Annotated in this window: 25 protein-coding genes and 1 tRNA gene; 12 read left to right on the top strand and 14 right to left on the bottom strand. The window is 64.8% G+C overall.

Annotation, left to right across the window (positions count from 1 at the left end; genetic code table 11):
- Positions 1-11: 11 nt before the first annotated feature.
- The gene (locus BM190_RS27475) at positions 12-1,733 is read right to left on the bottom strand and encodes an AMP-binding protein (protein ID WP_092260681.1); all 1,722 of its coding nucleotides are present in this window, start codon (positions 1,731-1,733) and stop codon (positions 12-14) included.
- Positions 1,734-1,894: 161 nt separating this feature from the next.
- Positions 1,895-3,577 (bottom strand): methyl-accepting chemotaxis protein, encoded by a 1,683-nt coding sequence (locus BM190_RS27470; protein WP_092260679.1) that lies wholly within the window; start codon positions 3,575-3,577, stop codon positions 1,895-1,897.
- Positions 3,578-3,862: 285 nt separating this feature from the next.
- On the opposite strand from BM190_RS27470, the gene BM190_RS27465 reads away from it, so the two are divergent.
- Positions 3,863-4,363 carry a hypothetical protein gene (locus tag BM190_RS27465; protein ID WP_092260677.1) on the top strand — a complete coding sequence of 167 codons (501 nt, stop codon included), beginning with the start codon at positions 3,863-3,865 and terminating at the stop codon, positions 4,361-4,363.
- Positions 4,364-4,374: 11 nt separating this feature from the next.
- Positions 4,375-4,842, top strand: coding sequence for a hypothetical protein (locus BM190_RS27460; RefSeq protein ID WP_092260675.1), 468 nt, complete (start codon positions 4,375-4,377; stop codon positions 4,840-4,842).
- A gap of 60 nt (positions 4,843-4,902) precedes the next feature.
- Here the strand turns inward: BM190_RS27460 and BM190_RS27455 are convergent, their stop codons facing one another.
- The gene (locus tag BM190_RS27455; RefSeq protein WP_092260673.1) at positions 4,903-5,502 is read right to left on the bottom strand and encodes a TetR/AcrR family transcriptional regulator; all 600 of its coding nucleotides are present in this window, start codon (positions 5,500-5,502) and stop codon (positions 4,903-4,905) included.
- 160 nt (positions 5,503-5,662) lie between these two features.
- On the opposite strand from BM190_RS27455, the gene BM190_RS27450 reads away from it, so the two are divergent.
- Complete coding sequence (locus BM190_RS27450; RefSeq protein WP_092260671.1) at positions 5,663-6,040, top strand: tautomerase family protein; 378 nt, start codon at positions 5,663-5,665, stop codon at positions 6,038-6,040.
- A 76-nt stretch (positions 6,041-6,116) separates the two neighbouring features.
- Here BM190_RS27450 and BM190_RS27445 read toward each other — a convergent pair whose 3' ends face one another.
- The gene (locus BM190_RS27445) at positions 6,117-7,046 is read right to left on the bottom strand and encodes a CobW family GTP-binding protein (RefSeq protein ID WP_092260669.1); all 930 of its coding nucleotides are present in this window, start codon (positions 7,044-7,046) and stop codon (positions 6,117-6,119) included.
- Positions 7,047-7,049: 3 nt separating this feature from the next.
- Complete coding sequence (locus BM190_RS27440) at positions 7,050-8,540, bottom strand: amidohydrolase family protein (RefSeq protein ID WP_092260667.1); 1,491 nt, start codon at positions 8,538-8,540, stop codon at positions 7,050-7,052.
- Positions 8,541-9,884: 1,344 nt separating this feature from the next.
- Between BM190_RS27440 and BM190_RS27430 the strand changes: the two genes are divergently transcribed.
- The 3 genes from BM190_RS27430 to BM190_RS27420 all read left to right on the top strand — a co-directional run bounded on the left by BM190_RS27430 (position 9,885) and on the right by BM190_RS27420 (position 12,128).
- On the top strand, positions 9,885-10,838 hold the full coding sequence (locus BM190_RS27430) for an alpha/beta hydrolase (RefSeq protein WP_177237309.1): 954 nt from the start codon (positions 9,885-9,887) through the stop codon (positions 10,836-10,838).
- A gap of 217 nt (positions 10,839-11,055) precedes the next feature.
- Positions 11,056-11,526, top strand: a complete 471-nt coding sequence (locus tag BM190_RS27425) for an aminoacyl-tRNA deacylase (protein ID WP_092260663.1) — start codon at positions 11,056-11,058, stop codon at positions 11,524-11,526.
- A 182-nt stretch (positions 11,527-11,708) separates the two neighbouring features.
- Positions 11,709-12,128, top strand: a complete 420-nt coding sequence (locus tag BM190_RS27420; RefSeq protein WP_092260661.1) for a CBS domain-containing protein — start codon at positions 11,709-11,711, stop codon at positions 12,126-12,128.
- 325 nt (positions 12,129-12,453) lie between these two features.
- Here BM190_RS27420 and BM190_RS27415 read toward each other — a convergent pair.
- Positions 12,454-12,528, bottom strand: a tRNA-Glu gene (locus BM190_RS27415).
- 57 nt (positions 12,529-12,585) lie between these two features.
- On the bottom strand, positions 12,586-12,930 hold the full coding sequence (locus BM190_RS27410) for a hypothetical protein (protein ID WP_028140457.1): 345 nt from the start codon (positions 12,928-12,930) through the stop codon (positions 12,586-12,588).
- Here BM190_RS27410 and BM190_RS27405 point away from each other — a divergent pair.
- From BM190_RS27405 to BM190_RS27395, 3 genes are all read left to right on the top strand, one after another.
- Entirely contained in the window at positions 12,929-13,936 is a 1,008-nt protein-coding gene (locus BM190_RS27405; protein WP_092260659.1) for an RluA family pseudouridine synthase, read from the top strand. The genes BM190_RS27410 and BM190_RS27405 overlap by 2 nt on opposite strands.
- A 217-nt stretch (positions 13,937-14,153) precedes the next feature.
- Entirely contained in the window at positions 14,154-15,053 is a 900-nt protein-coding gene (rpoH, locus tag BM190_RS27400; RefSeq protein ID WP_018318222.1) for an RNA polymerase sigma factor RpoH, read from the top strand.
- A gap of 181 nt (positions 15,054-15,234) precedes the next feature.
- Positions 15,235-15,576: a hypothetical protein gene (locus tag BM190_RS27395; protein WP_018318223.1), complete on the top strand. Its 342-nt coding sequence runs from the start codon at positions 15,235-15,237 to the stop codon at positions 15,574-15,576.
- Between the two features lie 147 nt (positions 15,577-15,723).
- On the opposite strand, the gene BM190_RS27390 is transcribed toward BM190_RS27395, so the two are convergent.
- From BM190_RS27390 to BM190_RS27375, 4 genes are all read right to left on the bottom strand, one after another.
- Positions 15,724-16,350 carry a peptidoglycan recognition protein family protein gene (locus tag BM190_RS27390; protein ID WP_092260657.1) on the bottom strand — a complete coding sequence of 209 codons (627 nt, stop codon included), beginning with the start codon at positions 16,348-16,350 and terminating at the stop codon, positions 15,724-15,726.
- A 34-nt stretch (positions 16,351-16,384) separates the two neighbouring features.
- Positions 16,385-17,596 carry a GGDEF domain-containing protein gene (locus BM190_RS27385; RefSeq protein ID WP_177237308.1) on the bottom strand — a complete coding sequence of 404 codons (1,212 nt, stop codon included), beginning with the start codon at positions 17,594-17,596 and terminating at the stop codon, positions 16,385-16,387.
- A gap of 665 nt (positions 17,597-18,261) precedes the next feature.
- Positions 18,262-18,873: a LysE family translocator gene (locus BM190_RS27380; RefSeq protein ID WP_028140463.1), complete on the bottom strand. Its 612-nt coding sequence runs from the start codon at positions 18,871-18,873 to the stop codon at positions 18,262-18,264.
- A 217-nt stretch (positions 18,874-19,090) separates the two neighbouring features.
- A complete protein-coding gene (locus BM190_RS27375) occupies positions 19,091-19,465 on the bottom strand; it encodes a response regulator (protein ID WP_092260653.1) in 375 nt (124 codons plus the stop codon).
- Positions 19,466-19,585: 120 nt separating this feature from the next.
- On the opposite strand from BM190_RS27375, the gene BM190_RS27370 reads away from it, so the two are divergent.
- Positions 19,586-20,416, top strand: a complete 831-nt coding sequence (locus tag BM190_RS27370; protein WP_092260651.1) for an SDR family NAD(P)-dependent oxidoreductase — start codon at positions 19,586-19,588, stop codon at positions 20,414-20,416.
- Positions 20,417-20,519: 103 nt separating this feature from the next.
- Here BM190_RS27370 and BM190_RS27365 read toward each other — a convergent pair whose 3' ends face one another.
- A complete protein-coding gene (locus tag BM190_RS27365) occupies positions 20,520-21,323 on the bottom strand; it encodes a lytic murein transglycosylase (RefSeq protein WP_092260649.1) in 804 nt (267 codons plus the stop codon).
- A gap of 268 nt (positions 21,324-21,591) precedes the next feature.
- On the opposite strand from BM190_RS27365, the gene BM190_RS27360 reads away from it, so the two are divergent.
- Both BM190_RS27360 and BM190_RS27355 read left to right on the top strand, forming a co-directional pair.
- Positions 21,592-21,936 carry a hypothetical protein gene (locus tag BM190_RS27360; RefSeq protein WP_092260647.1) on the top strand — a complete coding sequence of 115 codons (345 nt, stop codon included), beginning with the start codon at positions 21,592-21,594 and terminating at the stop codon, positions 21,934-21,936.
- Between the two features lie 461 nt (positions 21,937-22,397).
- The gene (locus tag BM190_RS27355) at positions 22,398-22,634 is read left to right on the top strand and encodes a hypothetical protein (RefSeq protein ID WP_018318231.1); all 237 of its coding nucleotides are present in this window, start codon (positions 22,398-22,400) and stop codon (positions 22,632-22,634) included.
- A gap of 18 nt (positions 22,635-22,652) precedes the next feature.
- Here BM190_RS27355 and BM190_RS27350 read toward each other — a convergent pair whose 3' ends face one another.
- Positions 22,653-23,033 carry a thiol-disulfide oxidoreductase DCC family protein gene (locus tag BM190_RS27350; protein WP_092260645.1) on the bottom strand — a complete coding sequence of 127 codons (381 nt, stop codon included), beginning with the start codon at positions 23,031-23,033 and terminating at the stop codon, positions 22,653-22,655.
- Positions 23,034-23,217: 184 nt separating this feature from the next.
- Positions 23,218-25,359 (bottom strand): RNA polymerase sigma factor RpoD, encoded by a 2,142-nt coding sequence (rpoD, locus tag BM190_RS27345; protein ID WP_092260643.1) that lies wholly within the window; start codon positions 25,357-25,359, stop codon positions 23,218-23,220.
- Between the last annotated feature and the right edge of the window lie 361 nt (positions 25,360-25,720).

Genomic DNA, 25,720 nt, shown 5'->3' with positions numbered 1-25,720 from the left:
GTCTCTCTCACTCAGACAGCAGCAGGAAGATTCGGATCGAGATCCTGCTTCTTCACCTTGCCCGTCGCCGTCAGCGGCAGGGCATCGATAATACGCACTTCCGGGACCTTGTAGACGGCCATGCGCTCGGCGCACCAGGCGCGCAGATCTTCCGCAGAGATGGTGCCGACCGCCTCCGGCTTGAGCTGGATATAGGCCACCGGCACCTGCCCCTTGTCAGGATCGTCGCGCCCGACCACGCCCGATCCCAGCACTTTCGGATGCTGGCCGAGCAGCGCCTCGATCTCCGGCGGAAACACGCTCATGCCCTTGACCTTCAGCATCTCCTTGCGGCGGCCGAGGAAGTGCAAAAAACCGTCCTTGTCGATGTTGCCGATATCGCCGGTGCGCAGCCAACCGTCGACGAGCGACTCGGAGGTCGCCTCCGGCTTGTTCCAGTAGCTCTTCAGCAGCGACGGCGTCCGCACGCGGATCTCGCCTTCCGCGCCGAGCGGCAGCAATGCGCCGGTCTCGAAATCGGTGATCTTGAACTCGGCGCCGGGGACCGGCAGGCCGACGAAGATCGGCTGATTGTTGAGGTCGAAATCGTCATCCTGGAAGCCCGCCGTGAAGGTGTTGGAGGTGTGGGTTTCCGTCATGCCCCATGCCGCCTCCATCAGGATCGTGCCGGTCAGACCCTTCCAGCGCTTGCGATAATCGGCGTTGAGCTTCTTGACGAAGGAGACGACGCGGACCTGCTGCAGCGACGACAGGTCGAACTCGCTCCAGCGCGGATGGTCCATCAGCTCGACCGCGCCGTCGACCGGCATCGCGGTGATGGTGACCTTGTATTTGTCGATCGCCGCCATCGCGCCGACGGCATCCCAGCGCGCCAGCAGCACCAGCGTCGCGCCGGAGAACAGCGGGAAGATCAGGCCAAAGTTCTCGCCGGCGATCCAGAATTCCGGAAAGAACGACAGGAACACGCTGCTCTCGTCGGACAGCACCGAGATGCCGTAATTGGCCGCGGCCGTGTACACCATGTCGCGATGGGTATGGACGCAGCCCTTGGGCATGCCGGTGGTGCCGCCGGTGTAGTTGAGCGCGGCAACGTCATCGAGCCCAGGCGGCGGCAGCGGCATAGGCGTGGGCATTGCCGCCAGCGTCGGCAGCAGATCGGTCGCGCCCGGGACCGCAACGCGCGGCGCGCGGATCGAGTCCGGCGTGGGGAACGCGGGCGTTACCGGAATGACATCGGCGAAGCTGGTGACGATGATTTCGCGCAGGCGCACCTCGCCTTTCACCTGCTCGACGACGGGGACGAGCTGGTCGAGCGCCACGATCACATCGGCCTGGGTGTCGTTCAGCTCGTAGGACAGCTCGAACGCGCGCGACAGCGGGCTGACGGGGACATGGATCGCGCCGAGCTTCAAAATGCCGAAGAACACGATGTGGAATTGCGGGCAGTTCGGCAGGAACACGGCGACGCGGTCACCCTTGCTGACGCCCTTGGCTTGCAGCAGCGCCGCAAAACGGTCGCTCAGCCGGTCGAGCTCCGCGTAGGTGGTGACGTGGCCGTAGAAGTTGATTGCGGGCCGCTCCGGGCTGCGCTTCGCCCAGGCGCGCAGATATTCCGTCAAGGGAACTTCGCCGTGCAGATAATTCGGCGAACGCGGCATGCCTTTCGGCCAGGCCCTATCCCACAGGCCACGCAAGGTGGCGAGATAATCCTTCTCGTTGAGGCCCGCGCTCATGACGTCTTTCCCGTGTTGCTTTTCTTTTCGAAGGCACGCACGTGCCGTCAATCGACATCGCTACACGTCGAGCACGGCAGAGGTCATGTCAAGAAAAACAGCATCGGCGTCGCGGCCGATGCCGCGACGCGGAAAAAGAAAGTCTCTCGCAGCGCGTTTCTTTACGCTGCGCGCACGCCCGCGACGAAAGCGCTGACCTCGTTTTCGAGCGATTGCAGCTTCTGCGTCAGCCGGCCGCTCGATTGCAGCACGAGGCCTGCGGCCTGGCCGGTCGCCGCGGTCGCGTCGGTGACGCCGGAGATGTTCTGCGAGACCTGATCGGTTCCGGAGGCAGCCTCCTGCACACTGTGGGCGATCGCCTGCGTCGCGGCGCCCTGCTCCTCGACGGCGGCGGCGATCGACGAAGAGATCTCGTTGACCTCCATGATGGTGGCGCGGATGCTCTCGATGTTGCCGACGACCTGGTTGGTCTCGGCCTGGATCGCGGTGATCTGCGCGCCGATCTCGTCGGTCGCCTTCGCGGTCTGGCTCGCCAGCGACTTCACTTCGCTCGCAACCACCGCAAAGCCCTTGCCGGCTTCACCGGCGCGCGCCGCCTCGATGGTGGCGTTGAGCGCGAGCAGATTGGTCTGCGAGGCGATCTGGTTGATGAGGTCGATGACCTCGCCGATCTTGTGCGCGGCCGCTGCCAGCCCCTGCACGGTGTCGTTGGTGCGCTGGCCGTCGGCGGCGGCCTTGTCGGCCACCGTCGCGGCCTGTGCGACGCGCTGGCTGATCTCCGAGATCGAGGACGACAGCTGGCCGGCGGCGGAGGCCACCGTCTGCACGTTGCTCGAGGCCTGCTGGCAGGCGGAGGCGACGAAGCTCGCGCGGTCGGTCGCCTTGTCCGCGGTTTCCGACATGCCCTGCGCGGCCTGCTGCATCGCGCGCGCCTCGTTGAAGACATCGCGGACGACGGCCTGGACGCTCGCCTCGAACTTGCCGGCGAGGTCAGTCATGGCCTTGCGCTTCTCGTCGTCGGCCCTCTGCTTCAGCTCCTGCTGCTCGGCATGCATGCGGCCGACGGCCGACGCATTGTCCTTGAACACGGCCAGCGCCTTGGCGAGCGCGCCGACCTCGTTGTTGCGGTCGGTATAGGGCACCTCGAACGCGCTGTCGCCGGCGGCAAGCCGCTCGGTCAGCGCGGTGATTTTTGCCAGCGGCCGGGTCACGCTGCGGCCGATCACGAAGGACGCGCCGAGAACCAGGACCAGCACGGCCAGACAGACATAGCCGAACGTCGTCGCGGCCTGGCGGAAGACGGCGTCGACATCGTCGAGATAGATGCCGGTGCCGATGATCCAGCCCCAGGGCGCAAAGCCCTTCACATAGGAGATTTTCCCGACCGGCTGGTCGAAGCCGGGCTTCGGCCAGAGGTAGCCGTAGAAGCCCGCGCCCTGCTTCTTGACGACGTCGACGAAGCCCATGAACAGCGCGTTGCCGGCGGGATCCTTCATCCCGGACAGATCCTTGCCGTCGAGCTCGGGCTTGATCGGATGCATGACCATCTTGGGGGCCATGTCGTTGATCCAGAAATACTCGACCTTGTCGTAGCGCAGGCTCTTGATCTCGGCGATCGCGGCGGCCTGGGCCTGCTCGCGCGGGAGTTTCCCCTCGCTCTCGAGCTTTTGGTAGTGGGCGAGAATGCCGTAGCCGACATCAACCATCTGCTGCGTCTTGGCCTGGCGATCGGCGACCATCTGCGTGCGCAGGGTCGACAGGGCGATCGGTGCCAGCGCGATCATGCCGAGGAGGCTGATGCCGACAATCAGGACCAGCTTGAAACTGATGCGGGAGAAAATCATCGGAGCTCACGAAATTTGGCGGGACAGACATGCCAGATTATCCCGATCCCCTTAGCAAAGCTTTAAGCATTCGGGTTCCCCAAGCGGCCGCCGAAGCCCTGCGGCCGCGCACGGTTTTCGCACCCTCGCGGCGCCGCCCCCGCTTGCGAATATAAACCTCTTCAAAACTAGAAGACCTCGATATCGCCCCTGCGAGCGTTGACTTGGAGAGTGCTCCGGCAGAACGATCGATGCAGACAATCAGCGCCAGCTGTGGCGTGAGCGCAGCCAAGGGCCAGAGGTTTCATGCATCAATCGACATCATCAGGGTCTCTCGACCTTCCCGCGCTCAGTGCGGCCGAACGGCTCTTCATCTGGGGATTCCGGGCCAAGGCACGCAGCGGAGGCGCCGTTCCGACTGCAGCCGATATCCAGGAGGTGTACGACCATTTCCGCGTGGGCGATGCCGTGCTCTCGCTGGAATCCATCATCGAGATCTTCGCCTGCACGGCCCATACCGCGATCGAAGTGCACTGCCCGACCTGTCCGCGCATGTCGGACAGCGAGCGCGGGATTCTGCAGGCCATCGCCGCGGCCCAACAGGATCGCATCGACATCGTGCGCGAACGGTTCGAGAGCTGGCTGCCGCCGGTCGGCGCCGATTGGGCGCTGGCTCCCGTGCGGGGGCTCGCCACGATCTTCCGCATGGCAGGCCTCATCCTGCCCGACCGGCAGGTGCGATCATTCGACCATGACCGCACCATGGCGATGAAGAGCTGGCTGGTCGGAAGCCCGACATTGCACTGACGAGATCGGTCATGACCCCAGCTATTTGCGCCTCGGTGCCGGAAGCCGGCCCATCGCGGCTCTGTCCGCTCCAGGCCGCGCTTGGAGCGCGCCCCTGCGTCGACAGCTACGATGATTTCTGCCGCGTCGCGCTGTCGCTGTTCCGCTTCATCGGGGCGGCCTACACCACCGGCGCCTCCGATTGCTGGGAAGCCGCCTATCGCTTTGCCGACGAGGCGACTGGCGTTGCCGACAGTCCGCTGCTGGTCGCGCGCGTGGCAGCGCTGGTCAGGATCCTGCGCAGCGGCCGGCCATGCGAACTGTGCTTCATGCCGCCGTCCTGCCGTCGGCTGTCGAAGGACGAGACGGAATTGATGCGATTGCTGGCGGTCGCGCGAAGCAAGCAGCCGGGCGAGCTCGAATCCATCGTCTGCGCCTTCGTCGGCTCGGGCAAGGAAGCTGCGGCAACGCGAGCGGTCAACGCGCTCGCCTTGTGCTGAGGGCTGTTGTTTGCGCATGATCTTTCCGGAAAACCGCTTCACACTTTTCCGGATCATGCGCTAGCCGCCCTTCCTGCCGAGCACGAGATCGATGGTGTGCGCGGCGATCTTGCGCAATTGCGGCTCGTCGCCGAAGGCACGTTCGAGCACGGCGAGGCCGCGCGTCACGGTGATGATGTGCAGCGCCGCGGCCCCGGCGTTGCCGTTGAACTCGCCGCGCTCGGCGCCTGCCGACAACGTGTCCTGAACCAGTGCTGTGATGCGCGAGATAAGGCCCGCAAAGACCTGGCGCGCTTCTTCGTCCAATCCCTCGCCTTCCGCGGCGCCGAGCTCCATCAGGCCGCGCGTGGTCGGACATCCGCGCGGGGGCGTGCCCGAGCGGAAATTGGTGATGGTCAGATCGAAGAAAGCGGTGAGGCGCTTTCGCAGGCTGCCCGTCCCGAGCGCCTTCTGCAGCGCGAGGAGATAATCCCCGGCATAGCGTTCATAGGCCTGCAGGAACAGCGCTTCCTTGCTGCCGAAGGCGTTGTAAAGGCTGCCGCGCTGGACGCCGGCATCGCGCGCGATGTCCGACAGCGAGGTGCCGCGCACGCCCTTGCGCCAGAACTGGTCGAACGCAATGCGCAAGACATCGTCATGGTCGAATTCGCGCGGCCTCAAGCTGGGCTCCTTTTTGAAGTATTTGACACGACGTCAAGAACATGCTTTCTCGACATCGTGTCAAAAACCAATTGGAATTGATAGCCCATTTCAACACTGGGCCGAACAGCGGCGTACGCATTCGCCCTGCTGGTCGGGCCCGCATGCAAAGGGACGCGCGATGCCTCTGCTCCACATCTCGATGCGCGCCGGCAAGCCGCAAGCCTACCGGCAGGCGATTCTCGACGGCCTCTACCGCGCCATGCGCGAGGCGCTGAACGTGCCCGTGGACGACGCGTTCATGGCCATCACCGAGCATGAGCCGGCGAATTTCCGCTGCGGCAATGCCTACGGCGTCGAGCGCAGCGACGACGCGGTGCTGATCCAGATCACCGTGTTCGCCTCGCGAACCCCTGAGCAGAAGAAGGCGCTGTATCGCCGGATCGCGGACCTTCTCGGCGAAAGCCCGGGTATCCGGCCCGAGGACGTGTTCGTGAACGTGCTCGATGCCCCCAAGGAGAACTGGTCCGTCGGTCATGGGCTGGCGCAATTCGCGTGAGCTGGGCGGACCTGCCGGTGCCCTGCCGATCGAGGATTGAGGCGCCTGATACGCCCTGCGATCGGCGCGGATTGCCCTACTCGCCTGCAACGCACGCTTCCATGATGCCGTCGAGCTCGGCTTTCGACAGCACCCCGAGCTCGGCGATGAACACGATCCGCGTCCGCGGTATGCCCGGCGCGGGCGCATCGCCCGGGGCGAGCGTGGCGCGGCCGGCGGCGAATTGAAACACCATCTGGCGGCCGGGCTGCTCGACCGTCTCGAACAGGCCTTTCGCACGCGCCAGCTTCGGCGCGAGACGGCCGATGGCCTGCTGCAGGCGCGGCAGCGAGATCGGGCGGTCCGAGGTCCAGCTCAGCGTCTCGAAGCGCTCTTCTGCCGGTCGTTTCGGACCCGGGTCACGCGGCGCGGGCGCACGCTCGACGTTCGCGGGGAACAGGAGTGCGGACGGAATCTCGCCATGTCGCGCATCGACCACCACGGCGGGAAAGCGCAAGGCGCGGATGGCCTGACGCATCCGCGCCCCCGCGTCCTCGTCCGCCAGATCCAGCTTGGTCAAGGCCACGATATCGGCGACGCGCAATTGCGAGCGCTGGAGAGCGTCGTCCAGTGCGGCCGGCGGTGTCGCGGCGTCGATCACGCACAGCACCGTCTCCAGCGGCGCCTCGCGCAGGATCACGGGGTCCATCAGATTGCGGACGATGTCGGTGGGATCGGCGACGCCGCTGGTCTCGATGACGATGTGTTCGGGCTTCGGATCGCGCCGCAGCAGCGTCGAGAGCGTGCGCAGCAGATCGCCTTCGAGCGAGCAGCAGATGCAGCCATTGGCGAGGCTGACCACGCCGTCGCTGGCGCCCGCGATCAGCTCCGCATCGATGTTGATGGCGCCGAAATCGTTGACGATCGCGGCGATCCGCCGTCCCTCCGCATGCGCCAGGAGATGGTTCACGACCGTGGTCTTGCCCGCCCCCAGAAAGCCCGTCACCAGGAGAATGGGGACCGGCACGGGTCAGCCCCCGACCACGGGCCGGCGCACCGGCTGACCCGGACGCGCCGCGAGGTCCAGCACGCCATCGCTGATCAGCACCTGGCCGCTGACCACGAGATGCCGCACGCCTTCGGACGGACGGTTCATCGCCGTGAAGGTCGCGCGGTCCGAGAGTTTTTCGTAGTCGAACACGACGATGTCGGCGTCCGCGCCCTTCGTCAGCCGGCCCTTGGCGCGCATCGCCGGCGTGCTCTGCGACAGGATTTCCGCCGGGATCAGCGCGCATTTGCGCACGCCTTCCAGCAGCGACACGGTCTTGCGCTCGCGCACCCATTCGCGGATGAAGCGGGTGAAGCAGCCGGCTGAGCGCGGATGCGAGGTGGCATCGTCAGGCAGCGGCCAGGCATCGCCGGTGTAGGTCTTGCCGTCCGACGTCGTCCACGGCATCGCATCGGACGCGATCGCGCCGCCGGGATACAGCACCGACATGTCGAGCAGATCGCGGTGATGCGAATTGTTCTCGATGTCGAGGATGTGCCAGAGCACCAGCGAGGACGGCTCCTCGGCCTGCGCCTTCAGGAGCTCCTCGCGGTCGTGGAAGCGATAGCCGTCGGTCACGCGCTGCACCGAATCGTAGCCGGTGCCGTTGCGTTCGACGAATTCGGGGTCGCTGAAGAAGGCGGCGGCCAGCACGGTCGAGCCGGTGCCGTAAGGGTAGGCTTCGACCGTGATTGGCAGGCCCTGCGCCTGCGCCTTCGCGATCAGCACACGGCAACGCTCGACGTCGGTCTTGCTCGACGAGTTGAAATGGCAGATGTGCATGTGCGCGCCGGTGGCGCCGGCATAGCCGATCAGGCGGATATAGGCTTCCACCGCGCTCTCGGGGTCGATGCGCGACATGAAGGCGACGTGGGTGAAGGTCGGCACATCCTTGGCGGCGGCGAGCTGGCAGACCGCGGTCAGCTCCTGCACGCCGGCGCCCGGCGCATAGGCATTGAGGATGCCGACGCCGATGCCGCCTTCATCGAGACCGCGCCCGAGACGCTCGAGAATGCCGGCGACCTCCGCATCACTCGCCACGTTGTCCATCCAGCGGCGGTCGCGCATGGCGTTGCCGAACGCCTCCAGCGAGCTCTCCGCATTGGAGCCGGTCATTGCGCCGATGCGCGCAAACGCCCAGTTGGTGGCGGCGCCGTAGTTCAGCACGCGGCCTTTTCTCGCCTGGCGCTCATACCAGGACCCGACCGGCAGCACGCCGGCCTCGAGATCGAGCGTCGTCGTCACCCCATCGAACGCCTGCATGCGGTCCGCCGGGATCGATTGGCCATGCGCGTGCAGGTCGATGAAGCCGGGGGCGACCACGAGCCCGGTCGCGTCGATCACGCGCTCGGCGCCGCCAAGGCCCGTGCCGACCGCGGCGATCCTGCCATCCACCACCGCCACGTCGCCGACGGCGTCCATCCCACTCGCGGGATCCACCACCCGGCCGCCAGAGATCACCAAGCCGCTCATATCGTCACTCCCTCCACCTCGAAATCGCATCAAGGCAGATTCCGGAAGCGACGACCACCTCCACTGAAGCCGACGCAGCATGCTCGCACGGAAGGTCATTTCGCAGGCAACCCGCGGACGCGCGCCCGCGTCCTCGCGGCATGTTTTGCCCGAGTGATGCTGCTCTCCTCACCCTCTCGAAAGAAAGGGCGCAGGGAAGGCCGGGCGCCGGCTGGCACCCGTAAAGACCCCCGTGCTGAACAGATTGCACACGCAATGCACAGGGGAGACACAGGGCAGCCGAAACCAGGCCTTCCTTGCGCGATGGTCTGACGGCCAATATGCCGCGCTCTCCCGGGAGCCGAACTTTCCTTCTGGCCTCCCTCGCCCCGCGAATTGGATGATGCAGTCTGCCCGGTTGGGCTCGCTCGCATCTCCGCGAAAGGCTTGACCGTAGCAACGACGGCCAGGACCACACGGTTTTGCCGTACGCAGGCCATCCGGCTTCGCCAAGAGGCTCCGCCGGACATGGGCGCCGTTCGTCTTCGCAGGTCACGCATGCTCACGAGGTTCTCTCGCCCTGCACGCGCAAGCTCCGCCTTAACGCCGCCCGCGTCCACCGCAACTCCCAGCCCGCGCTCGAAACGACGTACGACCGCCCCTTTGGTGGGCTGGAATGGCCGACACATACGACAAATCCGAATTTCGGTAAAGTGGAATATTTTTGCGTGGAGGGGTTGACAGAACTTTGGCCTGTTTCGCTTGACGGGCGCCGATCGATCTGTGGCACGCCTCGAATGCGCGGTCCCGGCTTGAGAAGCAAACGGCCGGCGAGTAACCTCCGTGGTCTCCGGTAGGCCGCCTGTGGCCGACCAAAGGAGTACGCAGATGGCAAGGAAACTCCCGCCGATTCATCCGGGAGAAATCCTACGGGAAGAATTTCTCGTTCCGCTGAAGTGACGCCCTGCGCGGTCGCGGCGGCCCTGAATGTGCCACGCACTCGGATCGAGCGCGCGAAGAAAAACCCGTCACGGCCGACACTGCGCTGCGGCTCGGAAAGTTCTTCAAGACAGGCGCCGCGTTCTGGATGAACATTCAGACCCGCTTCGACCTCGAAACGGCAGAGGACGTGCTCGCACCTCAGATCAAGAATATTACGTCCTACGAGGCCGTTTGAGAGTGCGCCATGACTTGAACCCGCCGCGAACCGGCTCCGCCGTCTTCTCGCCTGCATTGTCATTCAGTGAGCTAGGCGGGGCGGCGTGAGGTGGGCAAAGTTCCCAAAGGTTCCCAGTGATCGTCCGACGTCCTCTGCAACGCGATTCCCGTCACTCCGTTTCGCGCCGCGCTTTCCTCGGCGGACTTATGTCGGCAGGGAGTGCCCTCGCGCTCGGCGGATGCGCCGGCCTGGGTGCGACCGGCGCGCGCTTCGATGCGTCGTCCCTCTCCGCTGACCCGACAGTACTCGTCACCACCACGCGCAAGCCCGTCAACGGCGCCCGTGCCAAACCATGGTTTGGGCCGGAACGCGCGACGGCCATGACGGTCGCACGGGCCAAGCTTGCGGCGCCGGACGAGAGCCGTCTGTCCCTCGCCTCGGTTGGACTTGGCGATTGGCGCCTTGATCGGGTCGAACCGGTGCCGGCCGACGCTGGCGATCTCGCTGCGCAGGCCGGGACAGGAGACGTGCTGATCTATGTGCACGGCTTCAAGCAGACGTTCGAGACGGCCGTGCTGGACGGCGCCCATCTCTCCGACGGGATCAAGTTCCGCGGCCGGACCATGGTGTTCTCCTGGCCCTCCAAGGCCGGCCTGTTCGACTATGCCTATGACCGCGACAGCGCGATGTGGTCGCGCGACGATTTCGAACGCGTACTCTCTGCGCTGGTGTCGGCGCCAAGCGCCGGCCGCGTGCACATCGTCGCCCACAGCATGGGAACCATGCTGACGCTCGAAAGCCTGCGGCAGCTCCATGCGCGTTACGGCGACACGGTCACGAGCAAGATCGGCGCCGTGGTGTTTGCCGCGCCTGATATCGACATGGACGTGTTCTCGTCGGCGATCCAGCGCATCGGCCCGCTGGCCGGCAAGATCACCGTGATCGCCGCGACGAACGATCGCGCACTCGCGCTGTCGGGACAGCTCGCAGGTGGCATGACGCGGGTCGGCGCGGCCGAGAAAGCGGTCATCGCGCGGCTCGGCGTGCGTGTGGTCGATGCCTCCCAGGAAGGCTGGGGCATCATCAACCACGATCTGTTCCTGTCGAATTCGGAGGTGCAGAAAGTGATCCGCCGCTCGATCGACGGCACGACGGCGTGAGGGAGTGGCTGTGCCGAGCCATGCGCGAAGCTTGCCCCTGAGTGCCAGTCTCGACCGATGGCGCTCCGCGCAGAAGAAAACCGCGAACACTGAATTGCAGCTTGCGGATGGAAGACCTATGTTGGGTCTCTAGTCAGGCAGCCGCCCATCGTATGGCGAGAGTCTGCAGGGTCGACCTCGCGGTGGATGGTTTGCATTCCGCATCGGAGGTGATGCCATGGCCATTGCTCCCACGCTCCAGAAATACCTCGCCGCTGAGAACATCCAGTACGAGGTGATCCCGCACGAACTCAGCATGACGTCCGCTCGAACGGCCGAGGCATGCCATATCTCGGGCGACCGCCTCGCCAAGGGCATCGTGTTGCGGCGCGATGGCGGATACATGCTGGCCATCCTGCCCGCATCGCATCACCTCCGCCTGTCGGACCTGAGGACAAGCCTCGGCGACAATGTCCACATGGCCAATGAAACCGAGGTCAATCGGCTGTTCAGCGACTGTGCACACGGTGCGGTTCCCGCCGTCGGCAAATGCTACGGATTGGACATGATCGTCGAGGACAGCATCGAGGCACAGCCAGACATCTATATGGAAGCCGGCGATCATGAGACGCTGCTCCATATGGGTCACGCGCAGTTTGCGCGCCTGACGGCCAACGCACCGCACGGGCGCTTCAGCGCGCATGACTGAGGTTTTGTAGACCGCCGATTGCCGTTGCGATCTTGGGCGGGAACTCTGGCCGTGAGGTCGCCGTCATACTGTTCCGCAGGGTGGCGGCGAGAGTGTCTGCGCTTGTCTGGTCGGAGTTCGGAAGATTGGGGGTGCCGTTGCATTGCATCAACGCACTTGAAACCCACGAACGGAGGCTCGCCATGAAAGTCAAAGACGTGATGCACAAGGGTGTCGACTGGGTCAGCCCCAACACCCCAATCAACGAGATTGCCAAACTGATGCGGGCGCATGACATCGGCTGCATTCCGATTGGCGAGGATGACAAGCTGGTCGGAATGGTGACCGACCGCGATATCGTCTGCAAAGGGCTCGCGAGCCACGGCTTCGATGCCGGCCGCGCGACGGCGCGCGACGTGATGACCGAGGGCATCCATTGCTGCCGCGAGGACGATGACCTCGCTAAGGCGATGCATCATATGGAGAAGCTGCAGGTCCGCAGGCTGCCGGTGATCAACAAGAGCAAGCGGATGGTCGGCATCATCAGCCTGGGCGACGTCGGCCATTCCGCGTCCGGTGATATGCTCACCGAGACCGTCAGGAGCATTTCGGCGCATCACTGAACTTGCGGCCAGGACTTACGGCCAGGGCTTGCGGCCAGGGCTTGCGGCCAGGGCTTGCGGCCAGGGCTCTCTCGCGATCGCCGCTCAAACAGGCGTTGAGGGGGAGCCCGAGCCACGCGCTCGTCATGCAACCATCGCGCGGCACAGAAGCGACGGCGCGATGTGGCTTACTTTGCGCCGGAGTGAATGTCAGGGGCGGGCTCACTCGATCGCTTCATCAGCGTCGACGCTGCGGCGCGCAACCTATGACCAAGCGAGATCGCGCGGCCGGACGGGGCCGCCGTCGGATAGGGTCGCAGCAAAAAGTCGAGGAATATCGCGGATTTGGCGCTCCCTAGGGGAATCGAACCCCTGTTTCAGCCTTGAGAGGGCCGCGTCCTAACCGCTAGACGAAGGGAGCGTGAGGGCTAGCCAATAGCCTCGAAATTTGTCCGCCGCAAGGACCCCGAGGAGCCTTTTACGGCTCATTGGCGAATTTCAGCCGCCCGGCCGGCTTGAGCGTGTGGGCGTCGAAGGTGCGGATCTCGATGACGCCGCCGACATCCAGGCTGACCACGAGGCGGTCGCCGGCGAGGCCGGTCGAGACGATTTTGGCGCCCTTCGGCAGGATGGCGGTGACGTCACTGGCCGCCTCGGCCGCCCTTCCCTCCGACTTGAAAAGGCGGTAGCCCACCGCGATTAGCACGGCGCAGATCGCCAGCGCCGTGGTCAACCCCGCGATCAGCATCATCCGCCGCACCCGCGCGAACAGCGCGGCCTGCTCGGGGCTCGGTTCGGGAACAGCGGTATCAGTCGTCGTCATGGAAAATTTTGGCTCTGCGCAAAGGTTGGAGGTCGTGGTCGCCGGCAACGAGGGGTCGGCCCGGCTCGACCGCGTGCTGGCGGCACACCTCACCGACCTGTCGCGATCGCGGCTGAAAGCCCTGATCCTGGCGGGCGCGGTGAGCCTGAAGGCCTCCGCGGTCCGCGACCCCGCTTATCACGTCACATCCGGCGATACGATCATAATCGACGTGCCGGCGGCGGCCCCGCCGGAGCCGAAGGGGGAGGATATCGCCCTCGATATCGTGTTCGAGGACGATGACATCGTCGTCCTCAACAAGCCGAAGGGGCTGGTGGTGCACCCCGCGGCCGGCCACGAGACCGGTACGCTGGTGAACGCGCTGATCGCCCATTGCGGCTCTTCGCTGTCGGGCATCGGCGGGGTGCGCCGGCCCGGCATCGTGCACCGACTCGACAAGGACACCACAGGGCTGATGGTGGTCGCCAAGAACGACCTCGCCCATGCCTCGCTGACCGCGCAATTCGCCGACCACGGCCGCACCGGTGCGATGCGCCGCGGCTACATGGCCTTTGCCTGGGGCGTCCCAGGCCGCCATCGCGGCACCGTCGACGCCCCGATCGACCGCCATCCGCATGCACGCGAGAAGATGGCGGTGCGCCAGGGCGGCCGCGAGGCGGTGACGCATTGGGAGATTCTGGAGAGTTTTAACGGACGCGACGGCAAGCCGATCGCGACGCTGCTCGCCTGCGAGCTCGAGACCGGGCGCACCCACCAGATCCGCGTCCACCTCGCTCATATCGGCCATCCCCTGATGGGCGATGCCGTCTATGGCCCGCATTTCAAGACCAAGGCGAACCAGTTGGCGCCCTCGTCGCAGGGCGCTCTGGCCGCGCTTGGGCGGCAGGCCCTGCATGCGTATTTGCTGGTATTGGAGCACCCGAGGACCGGAGAATTACTCCACTGGGAGGCGCCTTTGCCGGAGGATTTGCTTCTCCTCCAGAGCACCCTGAAAGCGGCGGTATGACGCAGGCCCTTTAAGAAAAGCGTTACATTACAAAAGATTATAGCTGCCACACGGGGTCGTGACGTCAGCAATCCTTCCCTTTTTGCCCCCCCATGGGGTATATTGCGGCTGCGTTGGAAATGACCAACGGAACATCGCAGCTACGGCCGGCTTTAACACAGCGGTCGTCTGCCTGGCCCGCCGCTATCGGGGGCCTGAACCTTTGGAGGGCTTCAGTATGGCCCGTACCGCTGCTTTGCCGGTCCTCAATGGAGAATCCGGCCTTTCCCGTTACCTCGCCGAGATCCGCAAGTTCCCGATGCTGGAACCCCAGCAGGAATACATGCTCGCCAAGCGTTGGCGCGAGCATGACGATCGCGACGCGGCGCACCAACTCGTCACCAGCCACCTCCGGCTCGTGGCCAAGATCGCCATGGGCTATCGCGGCTACGGCCTGCCGATCTCCGAGGTCGTCTCGGAAGGCAATGTCGGCCTGATGCAGGCGGTGAAACGTTTCGAACCCGAGAAGGGGTTCCGTCTCGCCACCTATGCGATGTGGTGGATCAAGGCGTCGATTCAAGAGTACATTCTGCGTTCCTGGTCGCTCGTGAAGATGGGCACCACCGCGAACCAGAAGAAGCTGTTCTTCAACCTGCGCAAGGCGAAGAGCAAGATCAACGCGCTGGACGAGGGCGATCTGCGTCCCGACCAGGTGAAGATCATTGCCAAGCGCCTCGGCGTCACCGATCAGGACGTGATCGACATGAACCGCCGCCTCGGTGGCGACGCGTCGCTCAACGCACCGATCCGCGACGACGGCGAAGCCGGCGAGTGGCAGGACTGGTTGGTCGACAATACGCCCAACCAGGAAGCCATGCTGGCCGAGCACGAGGAGTACGACGAACGCCGTGACGCGCTGAACGGCGCCATGGGCGTGCTCAACCCGCGCGAACGCCGCATCTTCGAGGCTCGCCGCCTCGCCGATGAGCCGATGACGCTGGAAGACCTCGCTGCCGAGTTCGGCGTGTCGCGCGAGCGCGTCCGCCAGATCGAGGTCCGCGCCTTCGAGAAGGTGCAGTCCGCGGTCAAGGGCACGATCGCAAGGGCCGAACAGGCCGCGCTGGAAGCCGCGCACTAAGCGGGGCTTTTCCGCGGTAAGAGATTGGCGGATCGAGAAAGAGAAAAAGCCGGCGGCAACGCCGGCTTTTTTGTTGGGTGAGCTGCGCCAGCTTCGCGAAGCTGGCGGGGGCACTTGAACGCCTATGACGGGTCGCCCGACACATGATGGTCGGATCACATCACAAGAGCGGGCACGCACCGTGTCGATCATCCTGCAATCCACCGTCGGCGGCTTCTCTCCCCAGTTCATGCGCAAGCTGCCGCTGGTCGAGCAGGCGATGCGCGAGCATGGGCTCGAGCCGTCGGAGTTCGTGATCTCCAAGGACTATGCAGGCACGGCGACGATCCCGCTGATGGGGCCGTTCTTCTTCAGTTACAGCGTGTTCTTCGGCGAGGAGACATTCACCGTCACCGAGCCGAACGACATGGTGTTTCTGGATTACTTCTTCAAACGCGTGCTGGCGGTCGATGATCCGCCGGAATTGCCGCAGCGGCCGGGATTGATGCGACGGTTCTTCGGTTGGATGGCGCAGGCGGTGTAGCCAATCCGGGCCGCCGGTCGTTCACCTCGCCCCGCTTGCGGGGAGAGGTCGAATTTGCGCGAAGCGCAAATTCGGGTGAGGGGGACTCTCCGCGAGTCCAACTCTCAGCGTCCCCGTCCCCGCAAGCGGGGCGAGGGAGCGCACCTCCTACTCCCCCCACATCCTCGCCAGCGTGGCGAGCCAGCAGCCTTCGCAATAGCGCGCGTCCTTGTAGTCGATCCAGTTGTGGGCATAGACGCGGTCGAGCGGGATGTCGTAGCGCGCGCGCAGGACCTGAACGAGCACGCGCCACGCCGCGACCTGCGCGTCGGTCGGACCGGTCGTCACATCAGGATAATTGCCGGCGAACTCGACGCCGATCGAATTGTCGCGCACCACTTGCCGATAGGTCGCGCTGTTGTCGATGAACTTGTTGTCGTTGCGATTGGCGCCGTCGCCATGGGTCGGCACCAGGTTTTCCGCGACCGCCCAATAGACCGTGCCGTCGGTTTCCACCCACACGGTGACGCCGCGCCGCGTCGGGGTCTTCGCTTGCGCTTGCGCACCGCCGCGCGCCGAGCCCGCCGGCCCTTCGGTCTGGTGCACGATGATGTTGCGCCAGGGTCTTGCGTTCCGGACGTCACCCCAGGGCGCCAGCCAGACCAGCTTCAGGCCGGGAATGTCGGGCGTGCCGGAGGCGCGTGCGAGCTTTGCGAGCTCGGCATCTTCGGCAGCGGCGGGGGCGATCAGAAAGAAAGCGGCCAGAACGGCCGCGAGCAGGCGAGCGATCATCATGCGGGTCCAACGGTGACCGCAACCTAGCATGGCCTCAGGCGAAATGGCGCGCGGTCTCGCCCCGGCCGATCGGCTCAGGCGAGAGCGGCGGCGACGGATCGTAGACGGCAAAATCGTTCTTGCCGTTCTTCTTGGCGGCATAGAGGGCGTGGTCGGCATTGGCCATCAGGCGATCCGGGAATTCGCCGATGCCGCGATCCCACTGCGCGACTCCGATCGAGATCGCGATCGGGATCTCGCTGCCGGTGCAGGCCTCGGCATCCTGACGGCAGACCTCGAGCACGCGGCGGGCGATCGCGGCGGCCTCGCGCAAGGACGAGGACGGCAGCACGACGCAGAACTCGTCGCCACCGGTGCGGGCCAGCATGTCGCCGGGCCGCAGCCGCGTCTGCGCCATCAGTGTGAAGTGCTGCAGGCAGGCATCGCCGGCGGCATGGCCGTGGGTGTCGTTGATGGTCTTGAAGCCGTCGAGATCGATCACCAGCAGCGAGAACGGCGCACCGCTGCGCTCCGAGCGGGCGCATTCCTCGGTCAGGCGCTGCAGCAGATGCCGCCGGTTGGCGACGCCGGTGAGATCGTCGAGCAGCGCGAGGTCGGCGACCTCGCCCCGCAGCCGGTCCATCGCCATCAGCAGGAAGCCGAAATTGAGCGTCATCGACAGGAACAGCAGCCCCAGCACCATCACGGCATGGGTCTGGCCGCCGGCCTTCGCCGACAGATCGTGGCCGAGCAGATTGCCGATCGTGCGGGCAATGAGGATCGCGATGATGGTGAGGATGACGATGCCTGACAGCCGCGCGCCCGGGCTGACGCGCCCTTCCGGCGGCGACAGCAGCAGGCGCAGCGCCAGCATCAGCGGCAGGGCCTGACCGAGCGTGTAGCTGAGCATGCGCAGCTGCATGTGCTCGAAGCCGACCATGAAGACCACGACGCCGGCAAGGCTCAAGGCTCCCGTCGCCGTCATCAGGCGCCATGAGACCGGCCGGCCATAGAAGCGCTGAATGCCCATCGCGGCGAGGCAGCTCGCGGCGATCACACCGGCCGCACCGAGCAGAAGCGGAAGGGGAGACGCCACGAACAGGCGCACCAGCGCCGTCATCGCCCCGATCGCACCGACAAAGGACGATGCCATCCAGAACCGCGCGGCGGCAAATTTCGGATAGGAGCGCGTCACGTAGGCCCAGATCACGCCGAGCGCCAGGAAGTTGACGACGAAGACGGTCCAGAGCGTCGGTACGTTCAGCATGACGCGCGCGGCATGCGCAGCGTCGCGCCCCCCGTCCCTGGCAGCCGTCCGTCCATGACCCATCCCCGTTTTCTTGCGGAGAAGAATGCGGCCTTCGCGCTTAATGGAGTCTCACCGCGTTCCGGCAAAACGCGCCTTTGGTTTTGGATTCATGAACGGCGCCGCTCCGTTGTCGGATCGTTAGGGATGTCGGCGGCGACGCCGCTTCGACGCCGCGATGCGGATTCGCGCACCAAAATCACCCGAAAATGCATCTGAGCTGTGGATAACGCGATGACACGGATGTGACAGCGCGGGGCAGGAAGGCGCGAATCTGCTGAGTTTGTCGTCGAGGATGTTGCGAGGCTGGCCCTCCGCCGAGCATCCCTCGTGTCGCGTTCCACCATTAACCCTTAAGAGGATCCTATGGCTAAGAAAGCGAAGAAGGCGACGAAGAAGAAGGCGAAGAAGGCCAAGAAGGCGAAGAAGAAGTAACGAGGCTTGTTCTTTGCCCGGGTGGAGCTTGCTCCGCCCGGGCGTCGGGTAAGTTTGAAGGTGGCGGGCGCGAGGCCCGCTTTTTTATTGGGTGGTGTTGAGAACGCTGCCCCTCCTGGACGCCGCATCAAGAACGTGGATGCCCGGGACAAGCCCGGGCATGACGAACCTTTCAAAAGGTGAAGGAGAAACTACCTCTCCGCAAAGGCCAGCTTGGCGCCGAGCGCGGCGAAACCGGCGGCGAAGCTGCGGCGCAGCCAGGCCATGATGCGCGGGCGGGAGATGACGTGCTCGCGCACCGAGGCGGCGCAGAGGCCGTAGACCACGAACACCGCAAGGGTCATCGCCATGAAGGCGCCGCTCAATTCCAGCATGCGCGCCAGCACATGGGCTTCGTCCGCGGCGATGAATTGCGGCAAGAAGGCGAGGAAGAAGATCGACAGTTTTGGATTGAGGATGTTGATCAGAAAGCCGGTGACGATGACGCGGCCGACCGAACGCTCGCGGATCTCGCCCTCGACCGCCAGCGCACCTTGCTCGCGTAGCGCCTGCCAGGACATGTAAAGCAGATAGAGCACCCCGCCCCATTTCAGCGCGGCAAAGGCGAGCGCGCTGGTGTGGAGCACGGCGGCGAGCCCGAGCATGGCCGCCATCATGTGCGGCACGATCCCGAGCGTGCAGCCGAAGGCGGCCGCGAGACTGGCACGCGAGCCGCGCGTCAGCGCCGCAGCCAGGGTGTAGAGCACGCCGGTGCCGGGCGAGGCGACGACGATGAGCGAGGTGAGCAGGAAGGACCAGGACATGGGGCCGACCTTATCAACCCGCCTCGCGGCGGGGAAGTCAGGTCTCGGGCCTTCAGTCTCTGACTGTCAACCTGAGGTGCTCGCCCGCTTGGGCCAGCCTCGAAGGGCGACGGCCCGGCTGCATCGCGGCCGTGCATCCTTCGAGGCTTCCCATCGGGCGCTTTGCGCCCGATGCCTCGCACCTCAGGATGACGGATTTGATAGCAAAACCTTCGCTTCAAGCCAGCTGCGCGAGCTCGGCTTCGCGCAGCACGTCGAGCGGCGCCCAGGGTTTGGCCCAGAACTTTGCGCCGTCGGGCAAGGGCTGCATCAGGGGGCGGCCGGAGGTGACGACGACGTCGAGCTTGGGATTGCGGTCCTTGGCGACGTGCGCGAGCTCGACACCGTTCATGCGCCCCGCGAGCTGGACGTCGGTCATCATCAGGCAGAGCGCGCCGGCGCTCTTGTCGAGGACGCGCTCGGCGGCCTCGGCGCTTTCGCACTGGATGACGTGGTAGCCGCTCTCCTCCAGCAGCAGGCTCAGCATCTCCCGCTGCATGACGTCGTCTTCAACGATCAGCGCAGTTGCACGAAATGGCTGTGCCTGTCCCATCAGCGTCTCCCAATGATCGCTTGCGTAACGTATGTTAAGGAGCCAGGGCGCCTGCGGTTCAGTTCCATTCTGAAAAAATGTAAATCATGGTTCCACGCGCAGGGACTTGACGGGGGGTTCATGACCACGATTCGCGGCGCCGCCGCCATCACGGGAGCCGCCAGCGGCATCGGCCGGGCGCTGGCGATCGAGCTTGCACAGCGCGGCTGCGATCTTGCGCTGGCCGATCGCGACGAGGCCGGGCTGAAGACGCTCGCGGCCGAGATCGGCGCGGGACGCAAGGTCAGCGTGCACCGCGTCGACGTCGGCGAGCCCGACGACATCGCGCAGTTCGCGAACGAGGCGACCTCTACCCATCCTGCGCTCGGCATCGTCGTCAACAATGCCGGCGTCGCGCTGATGGGCTCGTTCGAGGAGATCGACCAGGCGCAGATGGACTGGCTGTTCGACATCAATTTCTGGGGCGTGGTGCACGGCACGCGCGCCTTCCTGCCGCATCTGAAGACGAGGGCTGAGGCGCACATCGTCAACCTTTCCTCGATCTTCGGCATCATCGCGCCGCCGGGGCAATCGGCTTACGCGGCGGCCAAGTTCGCTGTGCGCGGCTTCTCCGAGAGCGTGCGGCACGAGCTTGCGGTGGCGGGCAGCCCGGTCAGGCTGTCGGTCGTGCATCCCGGCGGCGTCGCTACCGCCATCGCGCGCAACTCCCGCACCGGGGTCGGTGTCACCGACAATGCCCGCCGCGCGCAATCGATCGAGCGGTTCGAGACCGCGGCAAGGACCACGCCGAAGGACGCCGCGCTGCGCATCATCAGGGGTATCGAGAAGAACGAGCCCCGCATCCTGATCGGCAACGACGCCCGCTTCATGGACCTGTTGCAGCGGTTTCGGCCGGCAACGTATTGGGCGCCGCTGCAGCGGCGGCTGGAGAAGATGGCGAAGGGAACGTGAATTCGTAGGGTGGGCAAAGCGTAGCGTGCCCATGATCTCTTTGCCGCCGACAGAAGTCGTGGGCACGCTACGCTTTGCCCACCCTACGAGACTGAGTATGTGGTCACTGTCCCGCAAGGCGATCGGCGAAATACCCGATGGTCTTGCGATACACCACCGCCCTGTTCCACTCGCGCATCGCCTCGAAATTGGCGGTGCCTTCGCCATAGGGCTGGCCCATCTTGAAGCCGCTGGTGTGGAGCAAATTCGCGGTCGAGGCGAGCACGTCGGGGACGCTGTGACGGAGGTCGACATGGCCGTCACCGTCGAAATCGACGCCGTATTTGATGTAGGACGACGGCAGGAACTGGGTCTGGCCGATCTCGCCGGCGAAGGCGCCAATCAGGTCGCGCAGCGGCAGGTCGCCGCGCTGCACGATCTTCAGCGCAGCGAGCAGCTCGCCCTGGAACAGGTCGGTGCGGCGGCAATCATGCGCGAGGGTTGCCAGCGTGCGGACCACCGGCATCTTGCCGATGTCGCCCTTGCCGAAATCGCTCTCCAGCCCCCAGATCGCGACCAGGATATAGCGGGGCACGCCGAACTGCTGCTCGATGCGCGAGAGCAGCGCGGCGTGGCGCTGCAAGAGGGCACGACCGCCATTGATGCGGCCGGGGCCGACGCGGGTCGAGACATACTGCTCAAAGCTCTTGTTGAAGGTGTGGCGCTGGCGCCGGTCGAAGGCAAGCACCGCGCCATCGGGGGTGACGCCGCTGAGCGCCGCGTTGGTCACGCTTGCCGAGACGCCGGCTGCTTGCGCTTCCTGGGCCATGGTGGCGACGAAACTGTTGAAGTCCCCGCCGCAGCGCGCGGCCTGCGCCCCGCCGGCCAGACAAATGACGGACGCGGCGGCGAGAAGCAGTCTCAGCATGTGGAGCAATCCCCTTAAAAATCTCAAGCTGCGAAGCAGCGCGCGGATCATGCCCGGGAACGCAGCGAGCGTCAAAGCAGCAAGCTTGATCCGCATCAAACTGTCTCACGCCCTGCTGTCTAGATTGCGAATACACGGGAGCCGCCAAGGAGAAGCCTCCATGACCGGCCGGATTGATGGATGAGAGAGCTGGCGCTGTGACAATGTTGCTTGCGCCACACCGCTGCGCGATCGACGACGACGTTGAGCCAGGATGAAGCGATCAACCATGTCCAACCATCAACATCCTCACCGGCCAGCCCGCTCCCTCCTCCGCATTCCCCTGTTCCGCCTGCTCGCCATCAACCTCGCGATCGGCGCCTGCGCCGCGACGCTCCTCGTCGGCGGCCTGCTCTGGCTCAACCCCGGACATCTGCGCGAGCTGATCTTCGCCGACAGCTCGCCCGGCATCGCGCTCGCGCTGCTGGTGGCTTCGTTCCTCATCACCTTCGGCTCGGCTGCGATGGGCAGCGCGATCATGGCGCAGGGACTTAAAGAGCACAGCGGCAAGGGCGGCGGACGCGGGTCGCGGCTGGCGATGCAGGAGACGGCGCGGCGCACGCGCGCGCATTGAGACATTAGCCGCGGCGATGGAACCCGCTTTTACAAATCGAGATCACACTGTCTGCACGCAGGCGGGAAGAGGTGCAGGCTGGCGCGCCTTCCGACACAGCGCGCCACGCGCGTTGCATCGCGAGGGCCGGCAAGATGAACAAACTGGTTTGACGCTCTAAACAATTGCTTCGATGTGAATCGAAACCAGATGTCGCGACCATCGCATATCTGATCCGCTCGCTGCGACATCAACGCCGCCACGATTTGCCTTGCCATCGCAGGGCGTCTTCTATAGCCTTCTATTTTAGGTTGTCACCCTGCCAGCCCCGGGTGACGCTGAAGACCAAAAATAAGCGGCGGGCTTCGGCCCGCCGTTTATTGAGGCAAGGATCCCTTGCGCAGCGGGCCCACGGCTCCGTACCGACCCCGGCGACGCGCGAAGTCATTTGACTATGACGCGGCTATCGACGACAAGCCGCCATGGCCAAAAAACCCGGAACCAATCCCAAAGGCGAATTCGCCTTTTTCAACGTCTTCTATGAAGACGATTCCCAGCGCTCCAACCGCCGCGTACCCAGCGAGCTGCTCGGCGGCCTCGACGGCGACGAACCCGCCCGCGCCTTCATCATGGAGCAGGACCGCGAGATCGCCGAAAAGAGCGGCCGCCCCGCGCTCGAGATCAAGCGGATCGAGCGGGTCGGGGTGAAGAAGAAGTAGGACGACATAAGCAGGCGCTCACCAGCGCCCGCTCCTTTTATTCCAGGCAAACAGCAGATCGGCAAACCGGTCGTAGCCGAACCGCGTGAATGGCAGCGCCACGCGATTGCCGAACAGCGCAGCAAGCCAGCCCTCCCCCGGAGTCAACCTCCACAACGCAATCGCGACATCCGCACCGACGATGAGCCGCCCCGCTTCATCGGTCGCATGCAGGCGCCGCCTGATGTCGTCGAGCGAAGCACCAAAGTGCGCCAGCGCGTCGGGCTGCTCGTTGATGTCTCTGAACTCGACCGTACCCGCGCGCACCAGCGCCAGCAGCTTGTTGCGCTGCCAGTCGATGCCGGCGTCGCAGACGGGGCAGCGGGTGTTGTACCAGACGGTGAGGTGATAGTCGGGCATAGCTGGCGGGGTTGAAAAAAGCGGAAGAGCAACGGAGATGGAATGAGCAAACCAACGGCATCCGCCTCGCAATTTACTATCCGACGCAATCCAGGCGCTAGCACAAAGAAAAACGGCGGGCTTTTCGGCCCGCCGTCTTCGTTACGATGGATGCCCGGGTCGGGCCCGGGCATGACAATCCCGATCAATTATCCAAGAAGCTCCGCAGCTTCCGGCTCCTCGACGGATGCTTCAGCTTCCGCAGCGCCTTGGCTTCGATCTGACGAATACGCTCGCGCGTCACCGAGAACTGCTGACCGACTTCTTCCAGCGTGTGGTCGGTGTTCATGCCGATGCCGAAGCGCATGCGGAGCACGCGCTCTTCGCGCGGGGTGAGCGAGGCGAGCACGCGCGTGGTGGTCTCGCGCAGATTGGACTGGATCGCGGCGTCGATCGGCAGGATCGCGTTCTTGTCCTCGATGAAATCGCCGAGGTGTGAATCCTCTTCGTCACCGACGGGCGTTTCGAGCGAAAGCGGCTCTTTGGCGATCTTCAGGACCTTGCGGACCTTCTCCAAGGGCATGCCGAGCTTCTCGGCGAGCTCTTCCGGGGTCGGTTCGCGGCCGATCTCGTTGAGCATCTGGCGGCTCGTGCGCACGATCTTGTTGATCGTCTCGATCATGTGCACGGGGATGCGGATGGTGCGGGCCTGGTCCGCAATCGAGCGGGTGATCGCCTGCCGGATCCACCACGTCGCGTAGGTCGAGAACTTGTAGCCGCGGCGGTACTCGAACTTGTCGACCGCCTTCATCAGGCCGATGTTGCCTTCCTGGATCAGGTCGAGGAATTGCAGGCCGCGGTTGGTGTATTTCTTGGCGATCGAGATCACGAGACGGAGGTTGGCTTCCACCATCTCCTTCTTGGCCTGGCGTGCCTCGCGCTCGCCCTTCTGCACGGAGTGCACGATCTTGCGGAACTCGACGATCTCGAGGCCGGTCAGCGCGGCGAGCTGATGCACCTCGTGACGCAGATCCTTGATGCGGTCCTTCTCGTGATGGACGAAGTTCTTCCAGCCCTTGGCCGAGAGCTTCGAGACGCGATTGAGCCAGCGCGGATCGAGCTCCGAGCCGGTGTAGTTGCGCAAAAAGTCCTCGCGCGCGACGCCGTGGCTGTCGGCAAGGCGCATCAGGCGGCCCTCATGCGAGACGAGGCGCTTGTTGATGTCGTAGAGCTGCTCGACGAGCGAGTCGATACGGGCCTGGTTGAGGCGCAGCGACTTCACCTCGACGATGATCTCGTCCTTCAGCTTCTTGTACTTGCGCTCCTGGTGCGGCGAGAGCGACTCGTTCTGGAGCTGGTTCTGGATGTCCTGCTCCTGAAGCTTGCGCAGCTTCTTGTAGCTGTCGGCGATCTTGTCGAAGATCTCGACCACCTTCGGCTTGAGCTCGGCCTCGATGGCCGCGAGCGACATCTGGTTCTCGAACTCGTCGTCGTCCATGTCGGACTCGGCCGCAGCCTCGCCCGGATCCTTCTCCTCGCCGGCTTCCGTGCCGCCCGGCGCAGGCGCGGCGCGGAACGGGGTCGGCGACGGCGGCGCGGCGGGCGGGGCGACATGCGCGGGCGCGCCGGTCGCGGCGGCCTGGCCGCCCTCGGCGGGCGCTTCACCGTTCTCGCCGGTGGGACCTGCGATCATCGCATTGTTCATCCCGGCCTTGGCGTCGGGGCCGGCATAGGTGGCTTCGAGATCGATGATGTCGCGGAGGAAGATCTTGCCTTCGTTGAGCTCGTCGCGCCAGATGATGATGGCCTGGAAGGTCAGCGGGCTTTCGCACAGCCCTGCGATCATCGCCTCGCGGCCGGCCTCGATGCGCTTGGCGATGGCGATTTCGCCTTCGCGGGAGAGCAGCTCGACCGTGCCCATCTCGCGCAGATACATACGCACGGGATCGTCGGTGCGTTCGCCCGGCTCGCTCTTCTTGACCTCGGTGACGGCCTTCTGGGTGACCTCGACGAGCTCGTTGTCGGTCTCGTCCTCGCCGCCCTCGTCCTTGTCTTCCTCGCCTTCGCTATCGTCGGCTTCGGTGACGTTGATGCCCATGTCGGAGAGCATCGACATGATGTCCTCGATCTGTTCGGGCGAGGTCTGGTCGGACGGCAAGACTTCGTTGAGCTGATCGAAGGTCACGAAGCCGCGCTTCTTGGCCTGCTTGATCATCTTCTTTACGGCGGCGTCGGACAGGTCAAGCAACGGCGAGGGCGCGTCCTGGGAATCCTTTTCCGGCGCGTCCGCTGCCTTGTCGTCTTTTTCCTTGTCCTTCGCCTGCAGCGTCTTTGCCTTGGTGGCCATCCATTGCTCCTAAACGCGCTTCAATGCAGTCGGCTCGCCGCGTCTGCCTGAATTCACATGAACCTGTTGCCCGACGCTCTCGCTTCGGCAGCTCTCGACACGGAAAGGGCGGCGCACATATCTCTCGCCACCCCCAACTCTCTCTCGCCGGAAATGCCTAACGCTTCGTCAGCCTCTTTGTCGCAGCGGATGCAGGTGTAGTGCCAACAGCAATTGCGCGGATTCATTCCTGACGCGTCTGTTCTGCCTGCGGCCGCCTGGTGGCCAAAGTGCTACAAGACCGTTAAGCCTCGATTAACCCTGTTTTTGCCGCCAAACCTTGGATTTGGCGAGTCTTTTAGCGGTTCCGGCTCCGGCCGTC

This window comes from Bradyrhizobium sp. Rc3b, from assembly GCF_900114915.1.
Classification (GTDB): domain Bacteria; phylum Pseudomonadota; class Alphaproteobacteria; order Rhizobiales; family Xanthobacteraceae; genus Bradyrhizobium.
This window is presented reverse-complemented; position numbering and strand designations above follow the sequence as displayed.

Coding starts and splice junctions, on each gene's coding strand:
- BM190_RS27430 (WP_177237309.1), top strand. CDS start 9,885: ATGTCGGCAGGGAGTGCCCTCGCGCTCGGCGGATGCGCCGGCCTGGGT.
- BM190_RS27375 (WP_092260653.1), bottom strand. CDS start 19,465: ATGGGACAGGCACAGCCATTTCGTGCAACTGCGCTGATCGTTGAAGAC.
- BM190_RS27390 (WP_092260657.1), bottom strand. CDS start 16,350: ATGATGATCGCTCGCCTGCTCGCGGCCGTTCTGGCCGCTTTCTTTCTG.
- BM190_RS27380 (WP_028140463.1), bottom strand. CDS start 18,873: ATGTCCTGGTCCTTCCTGCTCACCTCGCTCATCGTCGTCGCCTCGCCC.
- BM190_RS27355 (WP_018318231.1), top strand. CDS start 22,398: ATGGCCAAAAAACCCGGAACCAATCCCAAAGGCGAATTCGCCTTTTTC.
- BM190_RS27460 (WP_092260675.1), top strand. CDS start 4,375: ATGACCCCAGCTATTTGCGCCTCGGTGCCGGAAGCCGGCCCATCGCGG.
- BM190_RS27385 (WP_177237308.1), bottom strand. CDS start 17,596: ATGCTGAACGTACCGACGCTCTGGACCGTCTTCGTCGTCAACTTCCTG.
- BM190_RS27465 (WP_092260677.1), top strand. CDS start 3,863: ATGCATCAATCGACATCATCAGGGTCTCTCGACCTTCCCGCGCTCAGT.
- BM190_RS27410 (WP_028140457.1), bottom strand. CDS start 12,930: ATGACGACGACTGATACCGCTGTTCCCGAACCGAGCCCCGAGCAGGCC.
- BM190_RS27365 (WP_092260649.1), bottom strand. CDS start 21,323: ATGCTGAGACTGCTTCTCGCCGCCGCGTCCGTCATTTGTCTGGCCGGC.
- BM190_RS27425 (WP_092260663.1), top strand. CDS start 11,056: ATGGCCATTGCTCCCACGCTCCAGAAATACCTCGCCGCTGAGAACATC.
- rpoH (WP_018318222.1), top strand. CDS start 14,154: ATGGCCCGTACCGCTGCTTTGCCGGTCCTCAATGGAGAATCCGGCCTT.
- BM190_RS27470 (WP_092260679.1), bottom strand. CDS start 3,577: ATGATTTTCTCCCGCATCAGTTTCAAGCTGGTCCTGATTGTCGGCATC.
- BM190_RS27475 (WP_092260681.1), bottom strand. CDS start 1,733: ATGAGCGCGGGCCTCAACGAGAAGGATTATCTCGCCACCTTGCGTGGC.
- BM190_RS27370 (WP_092260651.1), top strand. CDS start 19,586: ATGACCACGATTCGCGGCGCCGCCGCCATCACGGGAGCCGCCAGCGGC.
- rpoD (WP_092260643.1), bottom strand. CDS start 25,359: ATGGCCACCAAGGCAAAGACGCTGCAGGCGAAGGACAAGGAAAAAGAC.
- BM190_RS27440 (WP_092260667.1), bottom strand. CDS start 8,540: ATGAGCGGCTTGGTGATCTCTGGCGGCCGGGTGGTGGATCCCGCGAGT.
- BM190_RS27405 (WP_092260659.1), top strand. CDS start 12,929: ATGGAAAATTTTGGCTCTGCGCAAAGGTTGGAGGTCGTGGTCGCCGGC.
- BM190_RS27350 (WP_092260645.1), bottom strand. CDS start 23,033: ATGCCCGACTATCACCTCACCGTCTGGTACAACACCCGCTGCCCCGTC.
- BM190_RS27420 (WP_092260661.1), top strand. CDS start 11,709: ATGAAAGTCAAAGACGTGATGCACAAGGGTGTCGACTGGGTCAGCCCC.
- BM190_RS27450 (WP_092260671.1), top strand. CDS start 5,663: ATGCCTCTGCTCCACATCTCGATGCGCGCCGGCAAGCCGCAAGCCTAC.
- BM190_RS27360 (WP_092260647.1), top strand. CDS start 21,592: ATGTCCAACCATCAACATCCTCACCGGCCAGCCCGCTCCCTCCTCCGC.